This window comes from Adlercreutzia sp. ZJ473 (assembly GCF_013185065.1).
Taxonomy (GTDB): Bacteria; Actinomycetota; Coriobacteriia; order Coriobacteriales; family Eggerthellaceae; genus CAAEEV01.
The window spans coordinates 13,550-34,256 of sequence record NZ_JAAVTO010000018.1; the positions used below are offsets into that span (position 1 = coordinate 13,550).

Consider the following 20,707-nt stretch of genomic DNA (forward strand, 5'->3'; position numbering starts at 1 on the left):
CAAGCGTCGACGGTCCGCTCGCATTACATGAGAGGAAATGAGCATGGGTAACAAGATCGACAAGCGGGTCATCAGGCCGGTCGCATGCAGCTCCACAGGCGGGGACCCTGTTGTCGTCGAGTCCTCGGACGGCAAGATCGTGCGCATCCGACCGTGCAATTGGACGGAGAGCTACACGGAGGAGGAGCTGAAGGGCACGCTCTGGGAGCTGAACGCAAGGGGGAAGAAGCTCAAGTGCCCCACCAAGGCGATGCCCCCCTACTATGCGCTGGCCTACAAGAAGAAGACCTACTCGAAAGACCGCGTCAAGTATCCGCTGAAGCGCGTTGACTGGGAGCCCGGCGGCGACCCCGACAAGATCAACGCCCAGAACCGAGGCAAGAGCGGATACGAGCGCATCTCCTGGGACGAGGCCATCGACATCCTCGAGTCCGAGATCCGCCGCATGTACGACACCTACGGCCCCTACGGGATCCTGGCCATCGGCTACGACGGGCACAAGGAGTCCAAGTGCGTGCACTACGGGTCGGGCTGCCAGATGCAGGTGCTCCGCATGATCGGCGGCTACATCCGCGAGGTCAGGACGCCTGACTCCGTCGAGGGCTTCTACTGGGGCGGCAAGCACGTGTGGGGCACGGGCGCCTGGGACGGCCTGGGCATCCCCGAAGAGTACTACAACACCATGAAGGACGTCTCCGAGAACACCGAGTTTCTGGTCATGCAGGCAGGCGACCTGGAGACCACGGCGAACTACTCCTCCCAGTTCCAGAGCTACATGATGAAGTACTGGCTGGACCTCGGCATTGAGATGGTCGCGGTCGACCCGTTCGGAACCTACACGGCGATGGCCCATGACGAGATCACGTGGATCCCCATCTTGCCCAACACCGACGCGGCCCTGGACTTCGCCTTGATCCACGTCTGGCTCAAGGAGGGCCTCTTCGACAAGGAGTACGTTGACACCCACACCATTCACTTCGACAAGATGGTCGACTACGTGATGGGCAAGGACGACGGGATCGAGAAGACCCCTGCGTGGGCGTCCGAGATCTGCGGGATCCCCGAGTGGACCATCAAGGCCCTCGCGCGCAAGTGGGGAACCTCGGTGACTACGATCGCCCACTTCTGCGGCGCGCACATCCGCGGGCCCTACAGCTTCGAGCCGGGGCGCACCGAGTACTACAAGCTGGCGATGCAGGGCATCGGCAAGCCCGGCGTCCAGATGGTTCACCTGTTCTCGTGGAATGTCGCGGAGCAGGTGGTTCCCAGCGTCGGCGGCATGCTCTCGTTCATGTACATGGGCCATGCGGACATGCAGGACATCCCGGGCCCGACCTCCCTTCCGCGAACCGCCGTCCACCACGCCATCATGGACGGCAAGTACGAGTGGTACGGAAGCCCCTCGATCATCATGTCCACGCCTGAGGACCAGTTCATCAAGCGCACCTATCCGTGCGAGGAGGCCGACGGCACCGAGTTCCACATGATCTGGTCCGAGAAGGCGTCGAACCAAGGCTCGTGGAACGGCGGCTTCTACCTCCAGGACGCCTATCGCAACCCGAAGATCGAGTGCTTCGTGTCCAACCACCAGTGGATGCAGCAGGACACCATCTTCGCCGACCTCATCCTCCCCGTCACCACGTGCCTGGAGGAGGTTGACTCGATCGGGTCGAGCCAGGGCGGCTCGCTGTGCTTCTACGGCGTCCAAGACCGGGCATGCGACGTCGTGGGCGAGTCGAAGTCCGACTACGAGATCGCCGCCGAGCTCGCCAAGCGCTTCGGCATCTACGAGGAGTACACCCGGGGCCTGAGCGTCGAGGAGGAGATCGCAGCCGCCTACGAGGAGTCGTTCATCAAGGACTTCATCAGCTTCGAGGACCTGAAGAAGAAGCAGTACTTCATCCCCCCGATGAACCCCGAATGGGAGGACATCCCCGCCGGGATGCGCGAGTTCTACGAGGACCCGGAAAAGCACCCGCTCCACACGCCCTCTGGCAAGATCGAGTTCTACTCGGAAGCGCTTGAGCAGCACTTCCCCGACGACAAAGAGCGCCAGCCGCTCGCGAGGTGGACGATCGGCGGCTCGAGGGAAGACGGGTACGCCCACGACGAGTCCCAGTGGGGCGAGAAGGCGAAGACCTATCCGCTGCTGCTGAACACGAGCCCCGGGCGCTGGCGCATCCACGTCCAGAACGACGACATCTGCTGGCTTCGCGAGATTCAGACGTGCAAGATCAAGGGCAAGGACGGGTACATGTACGAGCCTGTCTGGATGTGCCCCGAGCTTGCCCGGGAGCGCGGCATCGAAAGCGGAGACATCGTCAAGGTGTTCAACGACCAGGGCATCGTCTTGGGGGCTGCGAGGATCTCGGAGCGCGTTCTCCCTCGTTCGATCAAGATGGACAAGGGCGCGCACCCCGACCCGATCGCCCCGCACATCGACCGCGGTGGCTGCACCAATCTCATCAGCCCGCCCGATCCCATCTCGAAGCACTGCGAGGGCTTCGTCGTGACCGGGTACCTGGTCGACGTCGCGAAGCTGGAGGACGCCGAGATGGAGCAGTGGAAGAAGGACTATCCGGAGAGCTTTGCCCGCGCCTACGACCCCGCTTCGGGTTCGAGCCGCGCCGGCTGGGTAGTGAAGGAGTAGGTGCAGACAGATGAAGACGTTGCTTATCGACTTGAACAAATGCACGGGATGCTACGCCTGCCAGGTAGGATGCAAGGACGAGCATTGCGAGCAGTCGTGGATGCCCTACGCGGAGGCGCAGCCCGAGACCGGACAGTTCTGGATGAGGGTGGACGAGCAGGAGCGCGGCAAGCGCCCCCACGTCAAGGTGACCTACGTCCCCACGCCGTGCCAGCATTGCGCTGACGCGCCGTGCATGAAGGCAGCCAAGGACGGCGCCGTGTACCGGCGCGAGGACGGCCTGGTGATCGTGGACCCGAAGAAGGCGAAGGGGCAGAAGGCCATCAAGGAGGCGTGCCCGTACGGGGCCGTCTACTGGAACGACCTTCTGGACATCCCGCAGAAGTGCACCGGCTGCGCTCACCTCATCGACGAGGGCGACACCATCACGGTCCCTCGCTGCTATGACAACTGCGTTCACGGCGCGATCTCATGGGGAGAGGAGTCTGACCTCGACCTCGAGGGGGCCGAGAGGCTGCACCCCGAGTACGGGACGACTCCGAGGATCTGGTACAAGGGGCTGCCCAAGAGGTTCATCGCAGGCCGCGTGTACGATCCGATCGAGAAGGAGGTCGTCGTAGGCGCCACGGTGACCGCCACGGGAGAGGCCGGGACGTTCACGGCGCAGACGAACTGGATCGGGGACTTCTGGCTGCGTGACATGCCGGAAGGCGACTGGGAGGTGACCATAGAGTCGGCTGGCAAGAAGAAGTCGATCAAGGTCTCCACCACCGAAGAGGACGTCGGGCTCGGCGACGTTCCCTTGAGCTAGCTTCCTTCTTTCAGGGGGAAGGGGAGCGCCCGGACCGAGACCCGGCGCTCCCCTTCCCCCCACCGCTTGACCGCAAACCATCGCGTCGAAAGAGACATGCAATGTACGAGACTCTTCTCAACAAATACGGGGTACGTCAGCTCGGGTACTACGTCGAGGACATCGACGCAACCGCCCGCGAGATGGCACGGCTCTTAGGCGCCGGCCCCTTCATCGATGCAGGGGAAAGCACCCCCGAAGCCTGCACCTACCGGGGGAAGGACTCGACGCTCACGACACGCGTGGCGTTGGGCCAGTTCGCCAACATCCAGGTCGAGCTCATCCAGGTCACGAGCGAAGGCGAGAACGTCTACTCGGAGATGGGCCGCTACGGGCTCCACCATGTCTGCATCTGGACCGACGACCTCGAGCAGACCGTCAAGGAGTTCGAGGAGGCCGGCTTTGAGCTCGCCATGCGCTTGACGAGCTCCGGCTTCGAGGTCGCCTACTTCGACTGCCGCGACGCCTTCGGGCATTACATCGAGGTATCCGCCCCCCAGGAGGACTTCTACGAGGGGCTGGCGGCCCTGGCCGAAGAATGGGACGGCGAGAACGCCCTGATGGGCATCTGCTAGGCTAAAGGAGCTTTACGCATGAAGAACTACAAGGACTACTTCAAAGGGCGCGACTTCGTCCATCAGATCGGCTTCTACTCGCCGGATGGCGAGGCGTTCGTCCGCACGCACAACGAGCTGTTCGGGTCGGGCCCGTTCTACACCACCACCAACAAGTTCAGCAAGGTGATCTACCGGGGAAAGGAGCTTGAGAAGCCCTTCGAGCTCCAAGCCTACTACGGAGCCTGGGGTTCCCACTCCGTCGAGGTCGTCCAGCAGCTCACCCCCGGCGACTCCATGTACACCGACTACAACGACATGGACAAGCCCGGCATCAACCATATCCACATGTTCGTCGAGAGCCTCGAGGAGGCCGAGGAGGCATGCGAGGCGCTGGGCATTCCCATCGTGGTGATCGGGTACAACGACCTTTCCGGCGCTCTCGAGAAATGCGCGCAGATGGGCATCGACCCCGCGACCTTGGGCCTCGACGAGAGCAAGATAGGGTTCATGGTCGTCGACCTGACGGAGGACCTCGGCATGATGGTCCAGCTCGTAGACGACAACGCCCGGCTGATCCACGACATGGTGAAGGCCGGAGGCGAGGCATGGGACGGCGAGACCGACCTCATCCGCCCGATGGGCGCGTAAGCAGCCCCCACCGCCAAGATGCGCCATGGGGCCGCGCGTGCCTTGCCCATGGCGCATCAGTTCATTCGACACGCAAGACCGAGGAGTTCAAAATGGCAGCAGACAGGTACACGGTTCAAGATCGAGTAGCGATCATCACGGGGGCGAGCTCAAGGGGCATCGGCAACGCGGCCGCGAAGGAGCTTGCAGCCCACGGCGCGAAGGTCTGCCTCGTCGCCCGCCGCGAGGACAAGCTCAAGGACGCGGTGGGCGAGATAGCCGAGGCGGGAGGCACGGCGATGTACGTCGTCGCCGACGTATCCCGGGAGGATGACTGCAAGCGCGCCGTCGAGGAATGCGTCGCTCGCTTCGGAAAGCTCGACATCATGGTGCTTGCCTCCGGCATTGCGGGAACGCCTCCCCAGTCCCTCGACGACATGTTCGACACGGAGGAGTACCGGCGCGTGCTCTCCGTCAACCTCGACGGGGTTTTCTTCATGGTGAAGCACGGGTACGCCGAATGCGCCAAGGGCGGCCATGGCTCGATCGTCTTCATCAACTCCCTGGCGGGCTTCAAGGCAGCGGGGTTCTTGCCCTACTCGGCCTCGAAGGGCGCGATTCGCTCCTGGACGAAGCTGCTCGCCAAGAAGCTCGCCCCCCTGGGAGTCCGCGTCAACGCCATCATTCCGGGCATGATCGACACGGACATGACCCATCCCGCAGGCTACGACGAGCTGTTCGAGGGGATAGCGGCCAACGCAGTCAAGGGAATTCCCCTGGGCCGCCTGGGAACCCCCGCAGACTGCGCGAAGGGGATCCTCTTCCTGGCGTCAGACGCCTCTGAGTGGACCACTGGATACAGCCTCGCCATAGACGGCGGCGAGCTCTGCTCGTAGGCGAGCCTTCCGCTACGGCGGCGAGGGCGGCCCTTCCCCAGCGGGAGGAGTCGTCCTCGCCGCTTTTTTGCGCCCTCTGCGCCGCGCGTCTCCCTTGCCGCGGCGCGCGGCCTGCGTCGCTCCCCCTTTCGGCGTCTCTAGGGCGCCCTGAGTCATCTCCCTGCTTGCTGCTTGCTGCTTGCTGCTTGCTGCTTGCTCCCCTCCTCGGCGCCTCTGGGGCCTCCCCTGAACCATCCCCCAGCGTGTTTCCCCTCCTCGGCGCCTCTGGGGCGCCCTGGCGGGCGCTAGCGGGATGACTCGTCCTCGCCGTAGGGCTCGATGTGGACGAGGACCTCCTTCACGTTGGGGTGGCGCTTGATGACCTCGCGCTCGAAGGCGTCGCCGAGCTCGTGGGCCGCGCGCACCGTCATCTCGGGGTCGACGAGCGCATGCAGGTCGCAGTACACCTCCGCCTCGGTGCCGCGCGTGCGCACGCAGTGCACCTCGACGAGGCCCGGCATCTCCCGCGCGATGGACTCGATGTCCTCGGGCGGGATGCACGCGTGGTCGGACAGCGTGCGCAGCGCCGTGCGGAACACGCCCACCGCCGACAGGAGGATGAACACCGTCACGATGAGCGCCATGATGGGGTCAGCCGCCGGGAAGCCCGCCGCCACGAAGCCGAGGCCCGCGATGACGCCGATGGACACGAACGCGTCGGAGAGCGTGTGGGCCGCGTCGGCCGCGAGGATCTCGCTGCGCAGCTCCTTGCCGCGCCGCCGCTCGTAGAGCGTGACGCCCAGGTTCACCGCGAGCGTGGCCACCATGACCACGAACGACATGGGCGTGACCTCGGCGGTGTAGCTCTGGCTCATGAGCTTGCCCACCGCTCCCGAGCCCACCTCGAAGGCCGCGAGCACGAGCAGCACGCCGATGGCCATGGAGCCGTACGTCTCGAACTTCGCATGCCCGTAGGGATGCCCCGCGTCAGCCGGGCGGCCCGCCACGGCGATGCCCACGAGCCCGATGATGTTGCCGAGCGAGTCGAACACCGAGTGGATGCCGTCAGCCTGCATCGAGGCGGAGCTCGAGGCCAAGCCGTAGAAGAACTTCGCCGCCGCCACCGCCAGGTTGAGCACGAACACGATCCAGAGCACCCGCTCCACGCTGCGCGCGTGGTCGGTCTTAACCGAGGAGCTGAAACGAGCCATGCGCCCTCCTCTCCGCAAGACGGGATCAAAAAGACGGGATCTGATGCAAAAAAGCCCCGCTCAGCGGGGCTTTCGATTGCAAATGGTGTCGGAGGCGGGATTTGAACCCGCACACCCGGTATGTGGGCACTAGCACCTCAAGCTAGCGTGTCTGCCGTTCCACCACTCCGACATGCTTTTTTGCAGCGACAAATAGTTTAGCATAATGTCGCTGCGATGCAAGAAATATTCTCAACTTTTCTTGCCGCGTCGCGCTGCGCTGGCGCTAGGCGCCGATCGTCCCATGCGGGTAGATGACCATGAGCACCAGAAGCGACAGCATGAACACGATCGCGCACGCGATGGTGATGCGGTCGAGGTTCTTCTCGATGACGCTCGTGCCCGTCTGGGTGGAGTACATGGAGCTCGCGATCATGTCGGAGATGCCCGTGCCCTTGCCCGAGTGCATGAGGATGAACACGATCATGCCCACGCCCGACAGCACGAGCAGGATGAGAAACACAATAACCAGAGGATTCAAAGCTTCACTCTTCTCTCGGAGGAATAACTACCTTTACACAAATTCGTTATTATAGCGCAACCTCCGCTACGAGGCAAGCAGGCATGAGCCCGTCATCTCGCCGGGCGCCGCGAGCCCCACGGCGGCGAGCAGCGTGGGCGCGATGTCGGCCAGGCACCCGTCCTCCCCGCTCAGGCCAAGGCCCGCCTCCGTCTCGTCCACCAGGACGAACGGCACGGGCGCCGTGGTGTGGGCCGTATGCGGCGTGCCGTCCGGCGCGATCATCTTGTCGGCGTTGCCGTGGTCGGCCGTGACGAACGCCACGCCGCCCTTGCGCGCCACCGCGTCGAGCACGCGCCCCACGCCCGCGTCGACCGCCTCGACGGCAGCCACCGCGGCGGGGATCACGCCGGTGTGCCCCACCATGTCGCAGTTCGCGAAGTTCACGATGTACACGTCGGCCTCGTCGGCGTCGATGGCCGCAGCGAGCGCCTCGGCCACCTCGGGCTCGCTCATCTCCGGCTTGAGGTCGTAGGTCGCCACCTTCGGGCTCGCGATGAGCTTGCGCTCCTCGCCCGCCTTCTCCTCCTCGCGCCCGCCGTTCAGGAAGAACGTCACGTGGGCGTACTTCTCGGTCTCCGCGATGTGGTACTGGCCAAGCCCCGCGTCAGCCAGCACGTCGGCCAGCACGTTGTCGGGGAACTCCTTCGGGAAGGCCACCGCCGCCGCGATCTCGGGGTCGTACTCGGTGAGGCACACGAACTTGACCTGCGGCCAGAAGGCGCGCTCGAAGCCCGCGAAGCCCTCGTCCGTGAGGGCGCGCGTGATCTCGCGCGCGCGGTCGGGGCGGAAGTTGAAGAAGATCACCGCGTCGCCGTCGCGCATGCCGCGGTCGGCGAGGGCCACGGGCACCACGAACTCGTCGGTCACGCCGTCGGCGTACGACGCCTCCATGGCCTCGACGGGGCCGAGCTGCGTGAGGTTCGCGGCGCTTACGAGCGTGTCGTAGGCGCGCTCGACGCGATCCCAGCGGTTGTCGCGGTCCATGGCGTAGTAGCGCCCCTCGATGGAGGCGACCTCCATCACGCAGCCGCTCTCGGGCGCCTCTGCCCCAAGCCGCCCGATGACCTCGGCGAGCTCGCGTACGTACCCCGCGCCGCTCGAGGGCGGCACGTCGCGGCCGTCCATGAAGCAGTGCACCATGACGTGCGGCACGCCCGCGTCGCGCGCCGCCTCGAGCAGCGCGTAGAGGTGGGCGTTGGAGGAGTGCACGCCGCCGTCGCTCAGGAGCCCCATGAGGTGCAGCGCCGCGCCCGGCGCCTTCGCCGCCTCGAACGCCGCCGTGATCTCGGGGTTCGTGACGATGGAGCCGTCTGCGCACGCGCGGTTGATGCGCGTGAGCTCCTGGAACACCACGCGCCCCGCGCCGATGTTGAGGTGCCCCACCTCGGAGTTGCCCATCTGGCCCGCCGGGAGGCCCACGGCCTCGCCCGACGCCTCGAGGCGCACCCAGGGGCGCGTGGCGAACAGCTCGTCGAGCACGGGGGTCTTCGCGAGCGAGATGGCGTTCCCCTCCCCCGGCTCCTCGAGGCCGAAGCCGTCCATGATGATGAGGCACGCCGGGAGGCGCAGGGACGCGCGGTCCGCGCCCTGCGCCCCCCTTCCTTCGTTAAGCTGCTCAGACGCCATCTACATCGCTGCCTTCACGATCTCGATGAACGACTTCGCCTTGAGCGACGCGCCGCCGATGAGGCCGCCGTCGATGTCGGGCTCGGCGAGCAGGAGCGCGGCGTTGCCCTCGTTCATGGAGCCGCCGTAGAGCACGCGCATGGCGTCGGCCGTCTTGTCGGTGTAGATCTCGGCGAGCGTGGCGCGCACCGCCGCGCACACCTCCTCGGCCTGCTCGGGGGTGGCGGTGCGGCCGGTGCCGATGGCCCAGATGGGCTCGTAGGCCACGACCGCGCTCTTCGCCGCCGCCTCGTCCACGCCGGCGAACGCCGCGCGCACCTGGGCGCACACGTACTCGAGGTACGAGCCCTCGTCGCGCACGGCGAGCGACTCGCCCACGCACACGATGGGCTTGATGCCGCCGTCGACGAGCGCCTTGACCTTCTTGTTCACGTCCTCGTTCGTCTCGCCGAACAGCCCGCGGCGCTCCGAGTGGCCCACGATGCACCACTCGCAGCCGATCTCGCGCAGCATCTCGATCGAGATCTCGCCCGTGTAGGCGCCCTTCGGCTCCCAGTAGACGTTCTGCGCGCCCACGCCCACCTTCAGATGGTCGAACTCGAACACGTTCACCACCGGCTTGAGGTCGACGTACGGCGGGCACACCGCCACGTCGACGAGCTCGAGCCAGTCGCGGTAGAAGTCGTACGAGATCTCCTGCGCGAGCACCACGGCCTCGCCGATGGTGTTGTTCATCTTCCAGTTGCCCGCGATGAGGTTCTTTCTGGTCATGTGAGGTCCTTTCACTCTGCTCGCAGCGCCTCGACGCCGGGCAGCTTCTCGCCCTGCACGAGCTCCATGGAGGCTCCGCCGCCGGTGGAGATGAACGTCATCTTCTCGGCGAGGTCGAACTTGTTGACCGCCGCCACCGAGTCGCCGCCGCCGATGATGGTGTCGGCCGCCTCGTTGGCCGCCACGGCCTCGGCCACGGCCTTCGTGCCCGCCTCGAACGCCTTCATCTCGAACACGCCCATGGGGCCGTTCCAGAACACGCTCGCGGCGCCCGCGATGGCCTCCGCGTAGAGCGCGGCCGTCTTCGGCCCGATGTCAAGGCCCATCATATCCGCGGGGATCTCGTCCGCCGAAACCGTTTTCGTGTTGGCATCTTCGGCGAAGGCGTCGGCGCACACCACGTCCACGGGCAGCAGCAGCTTCACGCCGCGCTCCTCGGCCTTCGCGATCATGGCGCCGGCGCGCTCGACCCAGTCGTCTTCCTTGAGCGAGGTGCCCACGGCGAGCCCCTGCGCGAGCAGGAAGGTGAAGCACATGCCGCCGCCGATGATGAGGGTGTCGGCCTTGTCCATGAGCGCGTCGATGACCTTGATCTTGTCGGACACCTTGCTGCCGCCGAGGATGGCCACGAACGGGCGCTTGGGCTCGTCGAGCATGCCGGTGAGCGTCGCCACCTCGCGCTGCATGAGGTAGCCCGCGTACGCCGGGAGCAGCGCCGCGACGCCGGCCGTGGAGGCGTGCGCGCGGTGCGCGGTGCCGAAGGCGTCGTTCACGTAGGCGTCGGCCAGCGCGGCGAGCTCGGCGCAGAGGGCCGGGTCGTTCTTCTTCTCGCGCTTGTCGAAGCGCAGGTTCTCGAGCACCACCACGTCGCCGTCGGCGAGGGCGGCGACCTTGGCCTGCGCGTCGGCGCCCACGGTGTCGGACGCGAAGGCGACGGGGCGGCCCAGGAGCTCGCCCAGGCGCGCGGCCGCGGGGGCCAGCGTGTAGGCCTCCTCGAAGCCCTCGCCCTTCGGGCGGCCCAGGTGGCTCATGAGGATGACGCGCGCGCCCTCGCCCACGAGGCGCTCGATGGTAGGCAGCGCCGCGCGGATGCGCGTGTCATCGGTCACCACGCCGTCTTTCACCGGCACGTTGAAGTCGACGCGCACGAGCACGCGCCTTCCGCGCGCCTCGAGCTCGTCAACCGAGTTAATCTTGCTCATGTTCACTTCCTAGCAAATCGGGATCGTTCATGCCGCCGAGCGCGTGCATCAGCTCGCGCAGCATCTCAGTTTGCTCGCGCTGCGCGGCGGCGACCTGCCTTTGGGCCTCGGCGGCCTCCTTCAAAGCCTGCACCATCTCGAAGAACTTCCTCAAGACGAGCAGCACGACGGCGAAGGGGACCAGGTAGACCAGGGCGACCATGATGCTCGGGATCATGTTCTCCATAGGACGAGCACCTCCTTTGCAGAAAAGCCCCGGGGGCCGATCAGGAACCCGGGGCTTAGCAGATCGTGAATCGCACGTTGAAGGATCGCAGGTCGTTCGCAACGTCGCAGGTCAGTGTGACGTTACAGGTCGTTCGTAACGTCAGCGAGCGACGCTGAAGTGCCCGAGATAGCCCCGCCGCAGCACCAAGCGTACTTCGTACGCGCCGAGTGCTGCACAAGGGGCAAGGACGGGTGCTTCGGCGCCGCGCAGCGTCGAGCATTCCGCCGTTGCGCCAGCAACGGCGGAACAACCTACAGCATGATCTTGACGAGGTCCTTCACGCGGTTGGAGTAGCCCCACTCGTTGTCGTACCAGCTGATGCACTTCACCATGTCGGACTTCTCGCCCATCACCATGGTGAGAAGGCTGTCGAAGATGGAGGAGTGGTTGTCGCCCACGATGTCGATGGACACGATGGGGTCGTCCTGGTACTCGAGGATGCCCTTCAGCGGGCCCTCGGCGGCGGCCTTCATGGCCTCGTTGATCTCCTCGCGGGTCACCTCGCGCTCAAGCTCCACCGTGAGGTCGACCATGGAGCCGTCCGGCGTGGGAACGCGGGTGGCGAAGCCGTCGAGCTTGCCCTTGAGCTCGGGCAGGACGAGCGCCACGGCGCGGGCGGCGCCGGTGGTGGTGGGGATCATCGACATGGCGGCCGCGCGGGCGCGACGCAGGTCCTTGTGCGGGAGGTCGAGGATCTTCTGGTCGTTGGTGTACGCGTGGATGGTGTTCATGTAGCCGCGCTTGATGCCGAAGCTCTCCATGAGGACCTTCGCCATGGGGGCCAGGCAGTTGGTGGTGCAGGAGGCGTTCGACACGATGTTGTGCTTCGCCGGGTCGTACTGGTCGTCGTTCACGCCCATGACGATGGTGATGTCCTCGCCCTTCGCGGGGCAGGTGATGACGACCTTCTTGGCGCCGGCCTTGATGTGCTTGCCGGCCAGCTCGCCGGTCTTGAAGATGCCCGTGGACTCGACCACGATGTCGACGCCGAGCTCGCCCCAGGGCAGGTTCTCCGGGTCGCGCTCGGAGAGCACCTTGACGGCGTGGCCGTCGGCCACGAAGCCGTCCTCGGTGACCTCGACGGTGTCGAACGCGCGGCCGTGGACGGAGTCGTACTTCAGGAGATGCGCCATCGTGGGGATGTCACCCAGGTCGTTCACGGCCACGACCTCAATCGCGGGGTCGTTCACCATCGCGCGGTAGACGAGGCGGCCGATGCGGCCGAATCCGTTGATGCCTACTTTGGTTGCCATACGTATCTCCTTTCACAAGATACTCCTTGAAAACCCTTGCTCAGGGCTGATTACCTGACCCATACAGCATAGCACGCCGCGCGCCGAATCGGCGGGCGCGTGTTAGCTTCAGTATACGCGCTCCTCCCCCGCTATCTCGCGGGCCATCTGCTCGAGGCGGCGGACGCGGTGGTAGACGGCCGACTTCGACAGCGGCGGCGACGAGTGGCTCCCGAGCTCCTTGAGCGACGCGTCGGGGAAGGTGACGCGCAGGCGGATGAACTCCTGGAGCGCGGGCGGGAGGTTCTCCATGCCGTAGCGCTCGAGCACGGTGCGGATGGTGAAGAGCTGCTCCACCGCGGCGTTCGACGCCTTCTGCTGGTTGGCGAGCTCGGCGTTGATGGCGCGGTTCACGTCGTTGCGCACCGACTTCACCACGCGCTGCTCCTCCATGAACAGGGCCGACGCGTGCGCGCCCACGAACGCCAGGAACTCCAGGATGGCGTTTCCGCTCTTCAGGTAGACCATGTACGAGCTGCGGCGCTGCATGACGCGCGCGGTGATGTCCTTCTCGGCCATGAGGGCCACGAGCCCCTCCGCGAGCTCCTCGCTCTCCACGGTGATCTCGAAGTGGAAGTCGCTCTTAGGGTTCGAGATGAAGCCCGACCCCAAAAACGCCCCGCGCAGGTACGCCGCCGCGCAGCACTGCTTCGCCACGAGCTCGGGCTTGACGCCGAGCTCGAGGCCGTCCTCGGGCGAGAGCACGCCCATGTCGCGCAGCGCGGGGGCCAGCGCGGGCTGCGCGGGGACCTCGATGAGGTAGTTCGGCGTCTTGTGCAGCACGCTGCGGCGCACGGTGAGGTCGGTCTTGAGCTGGTAGAGCGTGTGCAGGAGGCGGATGATGAGGCGCGCCACGGAGGGCACGTCGGTGGCCACCTCCATGCGGTAGCGCCCCGGGCCGCTCACGAACAGCGTGCCCTCGATGCGCACGAGCGCGGCGAGCGTGGCCTTCTCGCAGTGCGAGCACTCGGGCGCGACGTGGGCGATCTCGTCCTTCACATCTGAGGTAAACGACATGCCGAAGCCCTACCCCCGCCTCGCCTGCATGAGCTTGACGACCTGCAGAAGCGCGTTGCGCAGCGCCTCGGGGGAATGCCAGGTGGGGCGCTCGGCGTCGGCGAGGTCGCGCGCGAGGACCACCGGGCCCATCGACTGGATGGCCTGGAGGTCGTGGTAGTTGATGGACACGGGCCGCACCTTGCCCGCAAGGCGCGCGTCGTCGAGGCCGGCGGTGGAGGCGTGGTCGGAGTCGCGCCCCGTCATGGCGTTGAAGCGGTCGTTCGCCGGGCTGTCGGCGCGCAGCGGCACGCGCGTGTGCACGAGCACGTAGTCCACGAGCCCCGCCATGCCGTGGTCCATGAGCGCCTCCACGTGCTCGCGCGCGGTGAGGCCCCACGTCTCGCCCTGCACGTCGGCGAGCGAGCACACGAAGAGGACGCGCCCGCGCGAGGCGCGGATGGCGTCGACGATGCCGGGCACGAGCAGGTTGGGGATGATGGAGGTGAACAGCGACCCGGGGCCGAGCACGATGAGGTCGGCCTCGCGCAGCGCGACGAGCGCCGGCTCGTAGGCGGTGATGCCGCCGCCCACCGCGGGCGCGCACAGGCGCACGCGCTCGAGCGCCGTGTGCGAGTGGCACGCCACCGCCTGCCCGTCGAGCTCGCGCCCGTCGCGCGTGGTGGCCGCGAGCGTCACGTGGTCGAGCGTGGAGGGGTACACGTGCCCCTGCGCGTCGACGAGGCGCTCGCAGATGCGGATGGCCTCGGGGAACGAGCCGCACGCGTCCTCGAGCGCAGCGAGCATGAGGTTGCCGAGCGCGTGGTCGCGCGCCACGGCGAAGCGGTACTTGAACGCGCGCACGAGGGGATCCTGCGGGTCGCGCGCGAACGCGGCGATGCACTTGCGGATGTCGCCGGGGGGCGTGACGTCGGCCTCCTCGCGCAGGATGCCCGTCGAGCCGCCGTCGTCGGCCATGGCCACCACCGCGCTCGTCTCGACGCCGAGCGAGAGCAGCGTGCGGATGGACATGGGCGCGCCCGTGCCGCCGCCGACCACCACGGCGCGCAGGCGCTGCCCGCCGTGCGCGAGCGCGTCGAGGCGCGGCAGCTTGCCGCGGAGCGCCGAGAACGACCCGGTGGCTGACGGGTCGACGCGGAACGGATGCTTGGCAGCCATGGCGCTTCCGCCTAGCGCGCGCCCGCGGGGGCGGGGGTGGCGGCGGGGGCGGCCTCGGAGGCCGTCGCGGAGCCGGTAGCGGCCTCGGCGGCCGCGGGGGCGGGAGCGGGGACTCCGCCAACGGCCGCGTCCGCCTCCGCGCGCACGTCGGGCGACTCGGCGAGCACCGCCGCGCCCACGTGGCGGTCGGCCAGCTTGAGGTCGCGGTGCGCCACCGACACGCGGTAGCCCTTGGTCTTGAGGTAGTCGCCCGTCGACTCGGCGAGCGCCACGCTGCGGTGCTGCCCGCCCGTGCACCCCACGGCGATGGCGAGCTGCTGCTTGCCCTCGGCCACGTAGCCCGGCATCACCACGTCGAGCAGGTCGTGCCAGCGGTGCCGGAACTCGATCGTCTCCTCGCGCAGCATCACGAAGTCGCGCACCGGCGCGTCGAGGCCCGTCAGGGGGCGCAGCTCGGGGTCGTAGTAGGGGTTCGGCAGGAAGCGCACGTCCATCACGAGGTCGGCGTCGAGCGGCGCGCCGTGCTTGAACCCGAACGAGTACACCGTGACGGCGAGGCCGCGGCGCTCGCTGCCGGTGCCGAAGAGCGAGCGGATGGTGGTGCGCAGCTTCTGCGGCAGCATCTCGGTGGTGTTGATCACGTGGTCGGAGGCGTCATGCAGGTCCATGAGCAGCTGCCGCTCGCGCTGGATGCCCTGGGCGATGGTGGTGCCGTCGGTGCACAGCGGGTGCCGGCGGCGGCTCGACTTGTAGCGCGCGACGAGCTTCTCGTCGTCGGCGTCGAGGAAGAGCATGCGGTAGTCGACGCCCTCCTCGCGCAGGCGCCCCAGCTGCGCGTCGAGCGAGCCGAAGTAGCCGCCGTTGCGCGCGTCGCACACCACGGCGAGGCGCTTGCGCTCGCCTTCCCCGCCCGGGCGCTCGTTCAGCTCGATCAGGTTGCCGATGAGGCTCGCCGGCAGGTTGTCCACGCAGAAGTACCCCAGGTCCTCGAACACGTGCATGGCCTCGGTTCGCCCCGCGCCGCTCATGCCGGTGACGATCACCAGGTCGGGCATGTTCTCCAGGTCCACGTGCTCCTCAGTCATGGGCGCCTCCTTCGGTCGCGGCGCGCGCAAGCGCGTCCTCAGCGGTTCTCTTGTCCTCATTATACTGCTCGATCACGCGCACGAGCTCCTCGGCCACCTCGTCGGGCACCACGTGCGCCGCCTTGACCTCCTCGAGCGTGGCGGCCTTGAGGCTCTTGAACGACTTGAAGTGCTTCATCAGGGCCTTCTTGCGCACGGGGCCGAGGCCCGCCACGTCGTCGAGGATGGAGGCCGTCATGCCCTTGCCGCGCAGCTCGCGGTGGAACGTGATGGCGAAGCGGTGGGCCTCGTCGCGCACCTGCTTCACCAGGTACAGGCTCGCGCTGCCGCCGGGCAGGACCACGGGCCCGGTGTCCTGCCAGGGCACGAAGAGCTCCTCGTCGCGCTTGGCCAGGCCGCACAGCGCAATCCCTGTGACCCCCATCTCCTCGAACATCTTGAGCGCGGCGGTGAGCTGGGGCTTTCCGCCGTCGAGGATGATGAGGTCGGGCTTCTTGCCGAAGCGCTCGTCGGCCATGCGCGCGGGCGCGTAGCGGCGGCTCATGACCTCCTGCATGGAGAGGAAGTCGTTCGCCTCGTCGAGCGGCGTCTTGATCTTGAAGCGCCGGTACTGGTTCTTGTCGGGCTTGCCGCCCGTGAACACCACCATGGAGGCCACCGTGTAGGAGCCGTGGATGGTGGAGATGTCGAAGCACTCGATGCGCATCGGCGGGCCGTCGAGCGCGAGCGCGCTCTCGAGCTGCAGGAGCGCGTCGTTGATGCGCTTGTCGTCGTAGTTCGTGCGCACCTTGTAGCGCATGAGCGTGTGCTTGGCGTTCGTCTCCGCCATGCCCACGAGCTCGGACTTCTCCCCCTTCTTCGGGGCGGTGAAGCGCACCTTCGCCCCGTGCGCCGAGCCGAGCTTGCCCGTGAGCCACTCCTCCATGGCGCCGGCGTCCTCGGGCAGCTCCCGCACGATCACCTCGTGCGGGATCGAGGTGGTGGCGTCGTAGTAGCGCAGCAGGAAGTTGTGCTGCAGGTCCTGGTCGGGCACGTCGCGCCCGCGGTTCAAGGTGAACTCGTTCGAGTTGATGATGCGCCCCTCGCGCACCATGAGCACGTGCGCGCCGGCCACCGTCTCCTCGCGGAAGAAGCCGATGACGTCGGCGTTGAGGTTGCGCGCGGACACGGCATGCTGCTTGTCGGTGAGCGAGCCGATGGTGTCGATGCGGCTCTTGATGCGCGCCGCGCGCTCGAAGTCCAGATCGGCGGCGGCGGCGCGCATGTCGGCGGAGAGCTCGTCGACGAACTCGCGGTGGTGCCCCGCGAGGAACCGCTCGACGCGGCGCACGTTCTCCGCGTACTCCTCGGGCGTGATCTGCCCGCAGCACGCGCCCGGCCCGAGCCCCACGTGGCAGTCGAAGCACGGGCGGATGGAGCCGTCGGGCGTGAGGAAGGTGCCGGGCGTGGCGGCCTCGCCCCTGCTTGCCAGCTTCTCCAGCTTGCGCGTGAGGTTGCGCCAGTCCGCGCAGCTCGCGGCGCAGATCGGCACCACGCGTCGCGCGATGTCGACCATCTCGCGCGCGGCGCGCGAGTCGGTGTAGGGCCCGAAGTAGCGCGTGGCGCTCTTGTGCCGCTCGCGCGTGTACTTGATGGCGGGGAACGCATCCCCCTTGGTGAGCGCGATGAAGGGATAGGACTTGTCGTCCTTGAAGTCCGCGTTGAAGAACGGGCTGTGCTGGTTGATGAGGTTCTTCTCGAGCACGAGCGACTCGTGCTCGTTATGCACCACGATGTACTCGAACGAGTCGATCTGGTCGACGAGCAGCGGGATCTTGGCGCGGTCGTCCTGGAAGTTCACGTACTGGCGCATGCGCGCGCGCAGCTGCTTGGCCTTGCCCACGTAGATGACCTGGCCCGACGCGTCCTTCCAGAGGTACACGCCCGGGAGCGTCGGCACCGCGTCGAGCTCCCGCTTGACGCGCGCGATCTTGGCGGCCTGGGTCTCGGGCGCGGCGGGCGCGGGCGCGGGAGCTGCGCCGGCGGGCGCGGGCGCGGGAGCGCCAGAGCCGACAGGCGCGGAGGCGGCGTTGTTCTCGAATTCTTCCATGCGGAAGAGTATAGCGGTTCTCCCGCCGCCGCCGTCCGCCTGCGCGGCATTCTACAGATCGAGCGCCTTGCGCGCAGCGGTGGCGAGCTTGGCGACGACGATAGGCTATGAGAGACGATTTACCCAAGCCACTTGTTCAAAACCTTGAACAGCTGGTCAAAGTCAAGCGGCTTTGCGATGTGCTCGTCCATTCCGGCATCCCTGCAGGCCTGCACATCCCCGACAAAGGCATTCGCGGTCAAGGCGATGATCGGCACCTGCCGGGGATAGTCGCCGGGCAGGCTGCGGATGGCCCGAGTCGCCTCGCAGCCGTCCATGATCGGCATCTGGACATCCATGAACACGATGTCGTAATAGCCTGCCTCAGCCACGGTCATCCTGTCGAGAGCCTCTTTTCCGTCCTTTGCGTATTCGACCTCGAGACCTGCCGTGCCAAGGACTTCGCGCGCTATTTCCGCGCTCAGCTCATTGTCCTCCACTAGCAGCGCCCGCTTGCCGCTGAAGTCCTCTTTTTGGATCGCATTGAGCGCAGGCAGGCCTTGCAGCTGCTTCCCGTTTCCAAGAAGCTCTTTGAACAGGTAAACCATCTTCGACTTGAACAAAGGCTTGCTGAGGAACGCGTTGGCTCCGGCCGCCCTTGCCGAGACTTCGATTTCGGACCAGTCGTAAGCCGAGATGATGATAATCGGCACGTCCTCCCCGACCTGCCTGCGAATCTCCCTGGTTACCTCCACGCCGTCCATTCCCGGCATCTTCCAGTCGAGGATGACCGCGAAGTAATCATCCTCTGCCTCGTGGCGGGTCACAACGCACTTCACCGCGTCCTCGCCGCAGAGCACGTATTCGCCCAGCATGCCGAGGTCGCTCAGCATATCGCAGGTGGACTCGCAGGTCGCCAAGTCGTCGTCCACTACCAGAATCGGCAGGTCGATCAGCTCGTCAGAGGAAGCAGCCTCCCCGCCTTCCTGGAGCTTCAGGAAAATCGTTATGGTGAATCTCGTCCCCTTGTCCGGCTCGCTCTTTACGTCGATCCTCCCGTTCATGAGCTGGACGATGTTCTGGGTAATCGCCATTCCCAGTCCCGTCCCCTGAACGCCCGCCATGCGGCTGTCTTCCGCCCTGGTGAAAGGCTCGAACAAGTGCTTCAGGAACTCCTCGCTCATGCCGATGCCGTTGTCCTCGATGACGATCTCGTAGCAGCCCAGAGCCTTCCTGCGGATCGGCTTCTCAGACAGGAGCAGCTGCACCTTTCCACCCTCGGGCGTGTACTTGATGGCGTTGCTCAGCAGGTTCAGGAATACCTGCCGGATCCGCTGGCTGTCGCCAACGACCTTCTCATGCGCAACGCCTCTGACCGAGACGCAGAACTCATGGCGCTTTGCCTCGATCTGAGGCTTCACCATCGGGATCAGATCGTCCAGCAAGTCAGGCAGGCTGAACTCTTCATCCTGCAACTCGATCTTGCCGGATTCGATCTTGCTCATGTCCAGCACTTCGTTGAGCAGTCCCAGCAGGTGCTTGCTGGCGACCATGATCTTGGAAAGGCAGTCTGAGACCCGCTCCTTGTCGTCCAAATAGGTCCCGGCAATAGCGGTCATGCCGATGATGCCGTTCATGGGGGTTCGGATGTCATGGCTCATGTTGGCCAGGAAAGTGGACTTTGCGGCGCTGGCGTGATTGGCTGCCTCATAGGCGGCCAGAAGCGCCTGCTGCTGATTCTGCTGCTTCAGCTTCGCCTCGGTAATGTCTGTCGCTATGAACAGCCCGTGAATATGGTCAGTCTCCTTGTCCTGGTGCATGAAGACAGAGACCCGCATGTAGGTGTCCTCGACGGGGTTGTAGTATTCCGCCTCCGGATTTGAGACTCCCTTCTCAAACAGCTCCGCAAGCCCGGCGCAGGAGAAGCAGCCGGCCTCGTCTTCCTCTAGCAGGCGGATCTTGTTCTTCTCCAAGAACATGCCCTGAAACGTGTCGTAATCCACCGGAAGGGAAAGCCCCAGCGACGCGAGCAGGTTCTTGTTATGGGCCGTCACGATCTTCTCCCGGATCAGCCCCCCGGAAACCTCGAAGGAAAAGCTGTACTCCGAGCCCTGCACCAGCGCATCCCGGTACTGCCTCCGCTCCTGTTCCAGCGTCGCGTAGAGATGCTCGTTCACCCCCTCCGCAAGAGGCACGCTGAAGATCATCTTGAACAGCTTTCCCAGCTTCAGCAGCGCCGCCTTCTCCTCTTCCGTCCAGTCATGGGGCGTAAAGCACTGGAAGCCGACGGAGCCGTCATAGCTGCGGGTTTTCTTTCGGACGAACCCGTAGTGCATGATGCAGTCTGATATCTCATAGTCTGACAGCGAGCCCACGTTATAGGCGCAGAGAGGAGAGTCGTCGTACATATGGAGGGCCCTCTCGTAGTCCTCATCTGTCAGCTCCAGGTACACGCCCCGGTTGTCATACTTGGGATGGCTCACGCTGGCGTATTTGTAGGTGAACGCGTAGTTCCAGTTGACCCTCTCCAAAACATAGACCACGTCAAACCCGTACTGCTCCCGCACACGGTCCAGCAGCTCCTGCACATGCTCGCTGATGTCGTCCGTCTCTAACGCAACTGCCGCAAACCGGGCGATCGCATCGTCTACTCTCGTCCTCACAGGGTCTCTCCTAAACCTATGCCAACAATCAGATTTTATTCATGTTTTTTACATAATACATGCTTTCATCGGCCAGCGTGATCAGTTTTTCCAGATCAGCCCGCTCCTCGCAAAAGGCGATGCCAGAAGCCGCGGCACGGTGAGGCGCATTTCGCGGCACGGTGAGGCGCATTCTCATGATGGGAATTCACGGTGCTTCTGACTTGCCCGGCGATCGCCTCCGTC

General features: G+C 65.8%; 18 protein-coding genes and 1 tRNA gene. 5 read left to right on the forward strand and 14 right to left on the reverse strand.

What is annotated here, in order from left to right; translation table 11 throughout:
• The first annotated feature begins 43 nt into the window (after positions 1-43).
• From HRL41_RS04945 to HRL41_RS04965, 5 genes are all read left to right on the forward strand, one after another.
• A complete protein-coding gene (locus HRL41_RS04945; RefSeq protein WP_172135816.1) occupies positions 44-2,650 on the forward strand; it encodes a molybdopterin-dependent oxidoreductase in 2,607 nt (868 codons plus the stop codon).
• 10 nt (positions 2,651-2,660) lie between these two features.
• Positions 2,661-3,461, forward strand: coding sequence for a 4Fe-4S dicluster domain-containing protein (locus tag HRL41_RS04950; RefSeq protein ID WP_172135817.1), 801 nt, complete (start codon positions 2,661-2,663; stop codon positions 3,459-3,461).
• A 101-nt stretch (positions 3,462-3,562) separates the two neighbouring features.
• On the forward strand, positions 3,563-4,075 hold the full coding sequence (locus HRL41_RS04955; RefSeq protein ID WP_172135818.1) for a VOC family protein: 513 nt from the start codon (positions 3,563-3,565) through the stop codon (positions 4,073-4,075).
• Positions 4,076-4,093: 18 nt separating this feature from the next.
• On the forward strand, positions 4,094-4,705 hold the full coding sequence (locus tag HRL41_RS04960) for a VOC family protein (RefSeq protein ID WP_172135819.1): 612 nt from the start codon (positions 4,094-4,096) through the stop codon (positions 4,703-4,705).
• Positions 4,706-4,797: 92 nt separating this feature from the next.
• Entirely contained in the window at positions 4,798-5,580 is a 783-nt protein-coding gene (locus HRL41_RS04965) for an SDR family NAD(P)-dependent oxidoreductase (protein ID WP_172135820.1), read from the forward strand.
• Positions 5,581-5,864: 284 nt separating this feature from the next.
• Here HRL41_RS04965 and HRL41_RS04970 read toward each other — a convergent pair whose 3' ends face one another.
• The 14 genes from HRL41_RS04970 to HRL41_RS05035 all read right to left on the reverse strand — a co-directional run bounded on the left by HRL41_RS04970 (position 5,865) and on the right by HRL41_RS05035 (position 20,660).
• The gene (locus tag HRL41_RS04970; protein WP_165170288.1) at positions 5,865-6,770 is read right to left on the reverse strand and encodes a cation diffusion facilitator family transporter; all 906 of its coding nucleotides are present in this window, start codon (positions 6,768-6,770) and stop codon (positions 5,865-5,867) included.
• An 83-nt stretch (positions 6,771-6,853) separates the two neighbouring features.
• A tRNA-Leu gene (locus HRL41_RS04975) sits at positions 6,854-6,942 on the reverse strand.
• Between the two features lie 93 nt (positions 6,943-7,035).
• On the reverse strand, positions 7,036-7,290 hold the full coding sequence (secG, locus tag HRL41_RS04980; protein ID WP_165170290.1) for a preprotein translocase subunit SecG: 255 nt from the start codon (positions 7,288-7,290) through the stop codon (positions 7,036-7,038).
• 66 nt (positions 7,291-7,356) lie between these two features.
• A complete protein-coding gene (gene gpmI, locus HRL41_RS04985) occupies positions 7,357-8,958 on the reverse strand; it encodes a 2,3-bisphosphoglycerate-independent phosphoglycerate mutase (RefSeq protein WP_172135821.1) in 1,602 nt (533 codons plus the stop codon).
• On the reverse strand, positions 8,959-9,729 hold the full coding sequence (gene tpiA / locus HRL41_RS04990; RefSeq protein ID WP_172135822.1) for a triose-phosphate isomerase: 771 nt from the start codon (positions 9,727-9,729) through the stop codon (positions 8,959-8,961).
• 11 nt (positions 9,730-9,740) lie between these two features.
• Positions 9,741-10,931 carry a phosphoglycerate kinase gene (gene pgk, locus HRL41_RS04995; protein WP_172135823.1) on the reverse strand — a complete coding sequence of 397 codons (1,191 nt, stop codon included), beginning with the start codon at positions 10,929-10,931 and terminating at the stop codon, positions 9,741-9,743.
• On the reverse strand, positions 10,918-11,157 hold the full coding sequence (locus HRL41_RS05000; protein WP_172135824.1) for a hypothetical protein: 240 nt from the start codon (positions 11,155-11,157) through the stop codon (positions 10,918-10,920). Before HRL41_RS05000 ends, pgk begins: the two co-directional genes overlap by 14 nt.
• A gap of 293 nt (positions 11,158-11,450) precedes the next feature.
• Positions 11,451-12,452, reverse strand: a complete 1,002-nt coding sequence (gene gap / locus HRL41_RS05005) for a type I glyceraldehyde-3-phosphate dehydrogenase (RefSeq protein ID WP_172135825.1) — start codon at positions 12,450-12,452, stop codon at positions 11,451-11,453.
• Positions 12,453-12,560: 108 nt separating this feature from the next.
• Positions 12,561-13,508 carry a DNA-binding protein WhiA gene (gene whiA, locus HRL41_RS05010; protein WP_165170303.1) on the reverse strand — a complete coding sequence of 316 codons (948 nt, stop codon included), beginning with the start codon at positions 13,506-13,508 and terminating at the stop codon, positions 12,561-12,563.
• A 9-nt stretch (positions 13,509-13,517) separates the two neighbouring features.
• Positions 13,518-14,666, reverse strand: coding sequence for a gluconeogenesis factor YvcK family protein (gene yvcK, locus HRL41_RS05015; protein ID WP_172135826.1), 1,149 nt, complete (start codon positions 14,664-14,666; stop codon positions 13,518-13,520).
• Between the two features lie 11 nt (positions 14,667-14,677).
• Entirely contained in the window at positions 14,678-15,751 is a 1,074-nt protein-coding gene (gene rapZ, locus HRL41_RS05020) for an RNase adapter RapZ (protein ID WP_216662519.1), read from the reverse strand.
• On the reverse strand, positions 15,744-17,840 hold the full coding sequence (uvrC, locus tag HRL41_RS05025; RefSeq protein ID WP_172135827.1) for an excinuclease ABC subunit UvrC: 2,097 nt from the start codon (positions 17,838-17,840) through the stop codon (positions 15,744-15,746). Before uvrC ends, rapZ begins: the two co-directional genes overlap by 8 nt.
• Positions 17,841-17,959: 119 nt before the next feature.
• Entirely contained in the window at positions 17,960-20,482 is a 2,523-nt protein-coding gene (locus HRL41_RS12095) for a response regulator (protein WP_172135828.1), read from the reverse strand.
• Between the two features lie 28 nt (positions 20,483-20,510).
• The gene (locus HRL41_RS05035) at positions 20,511-20,660 is read right to left on the reverse strand and encodes a hypothetical protein (protein WP_172135829.1); all 150 of its coding nucleotides are present in this window, start codon (positions 20,658-20,660) and stop codon (positions 20,511-20,513) included.
• Positions 20,661-20,707: the final 47 nt, after the last annotated feature.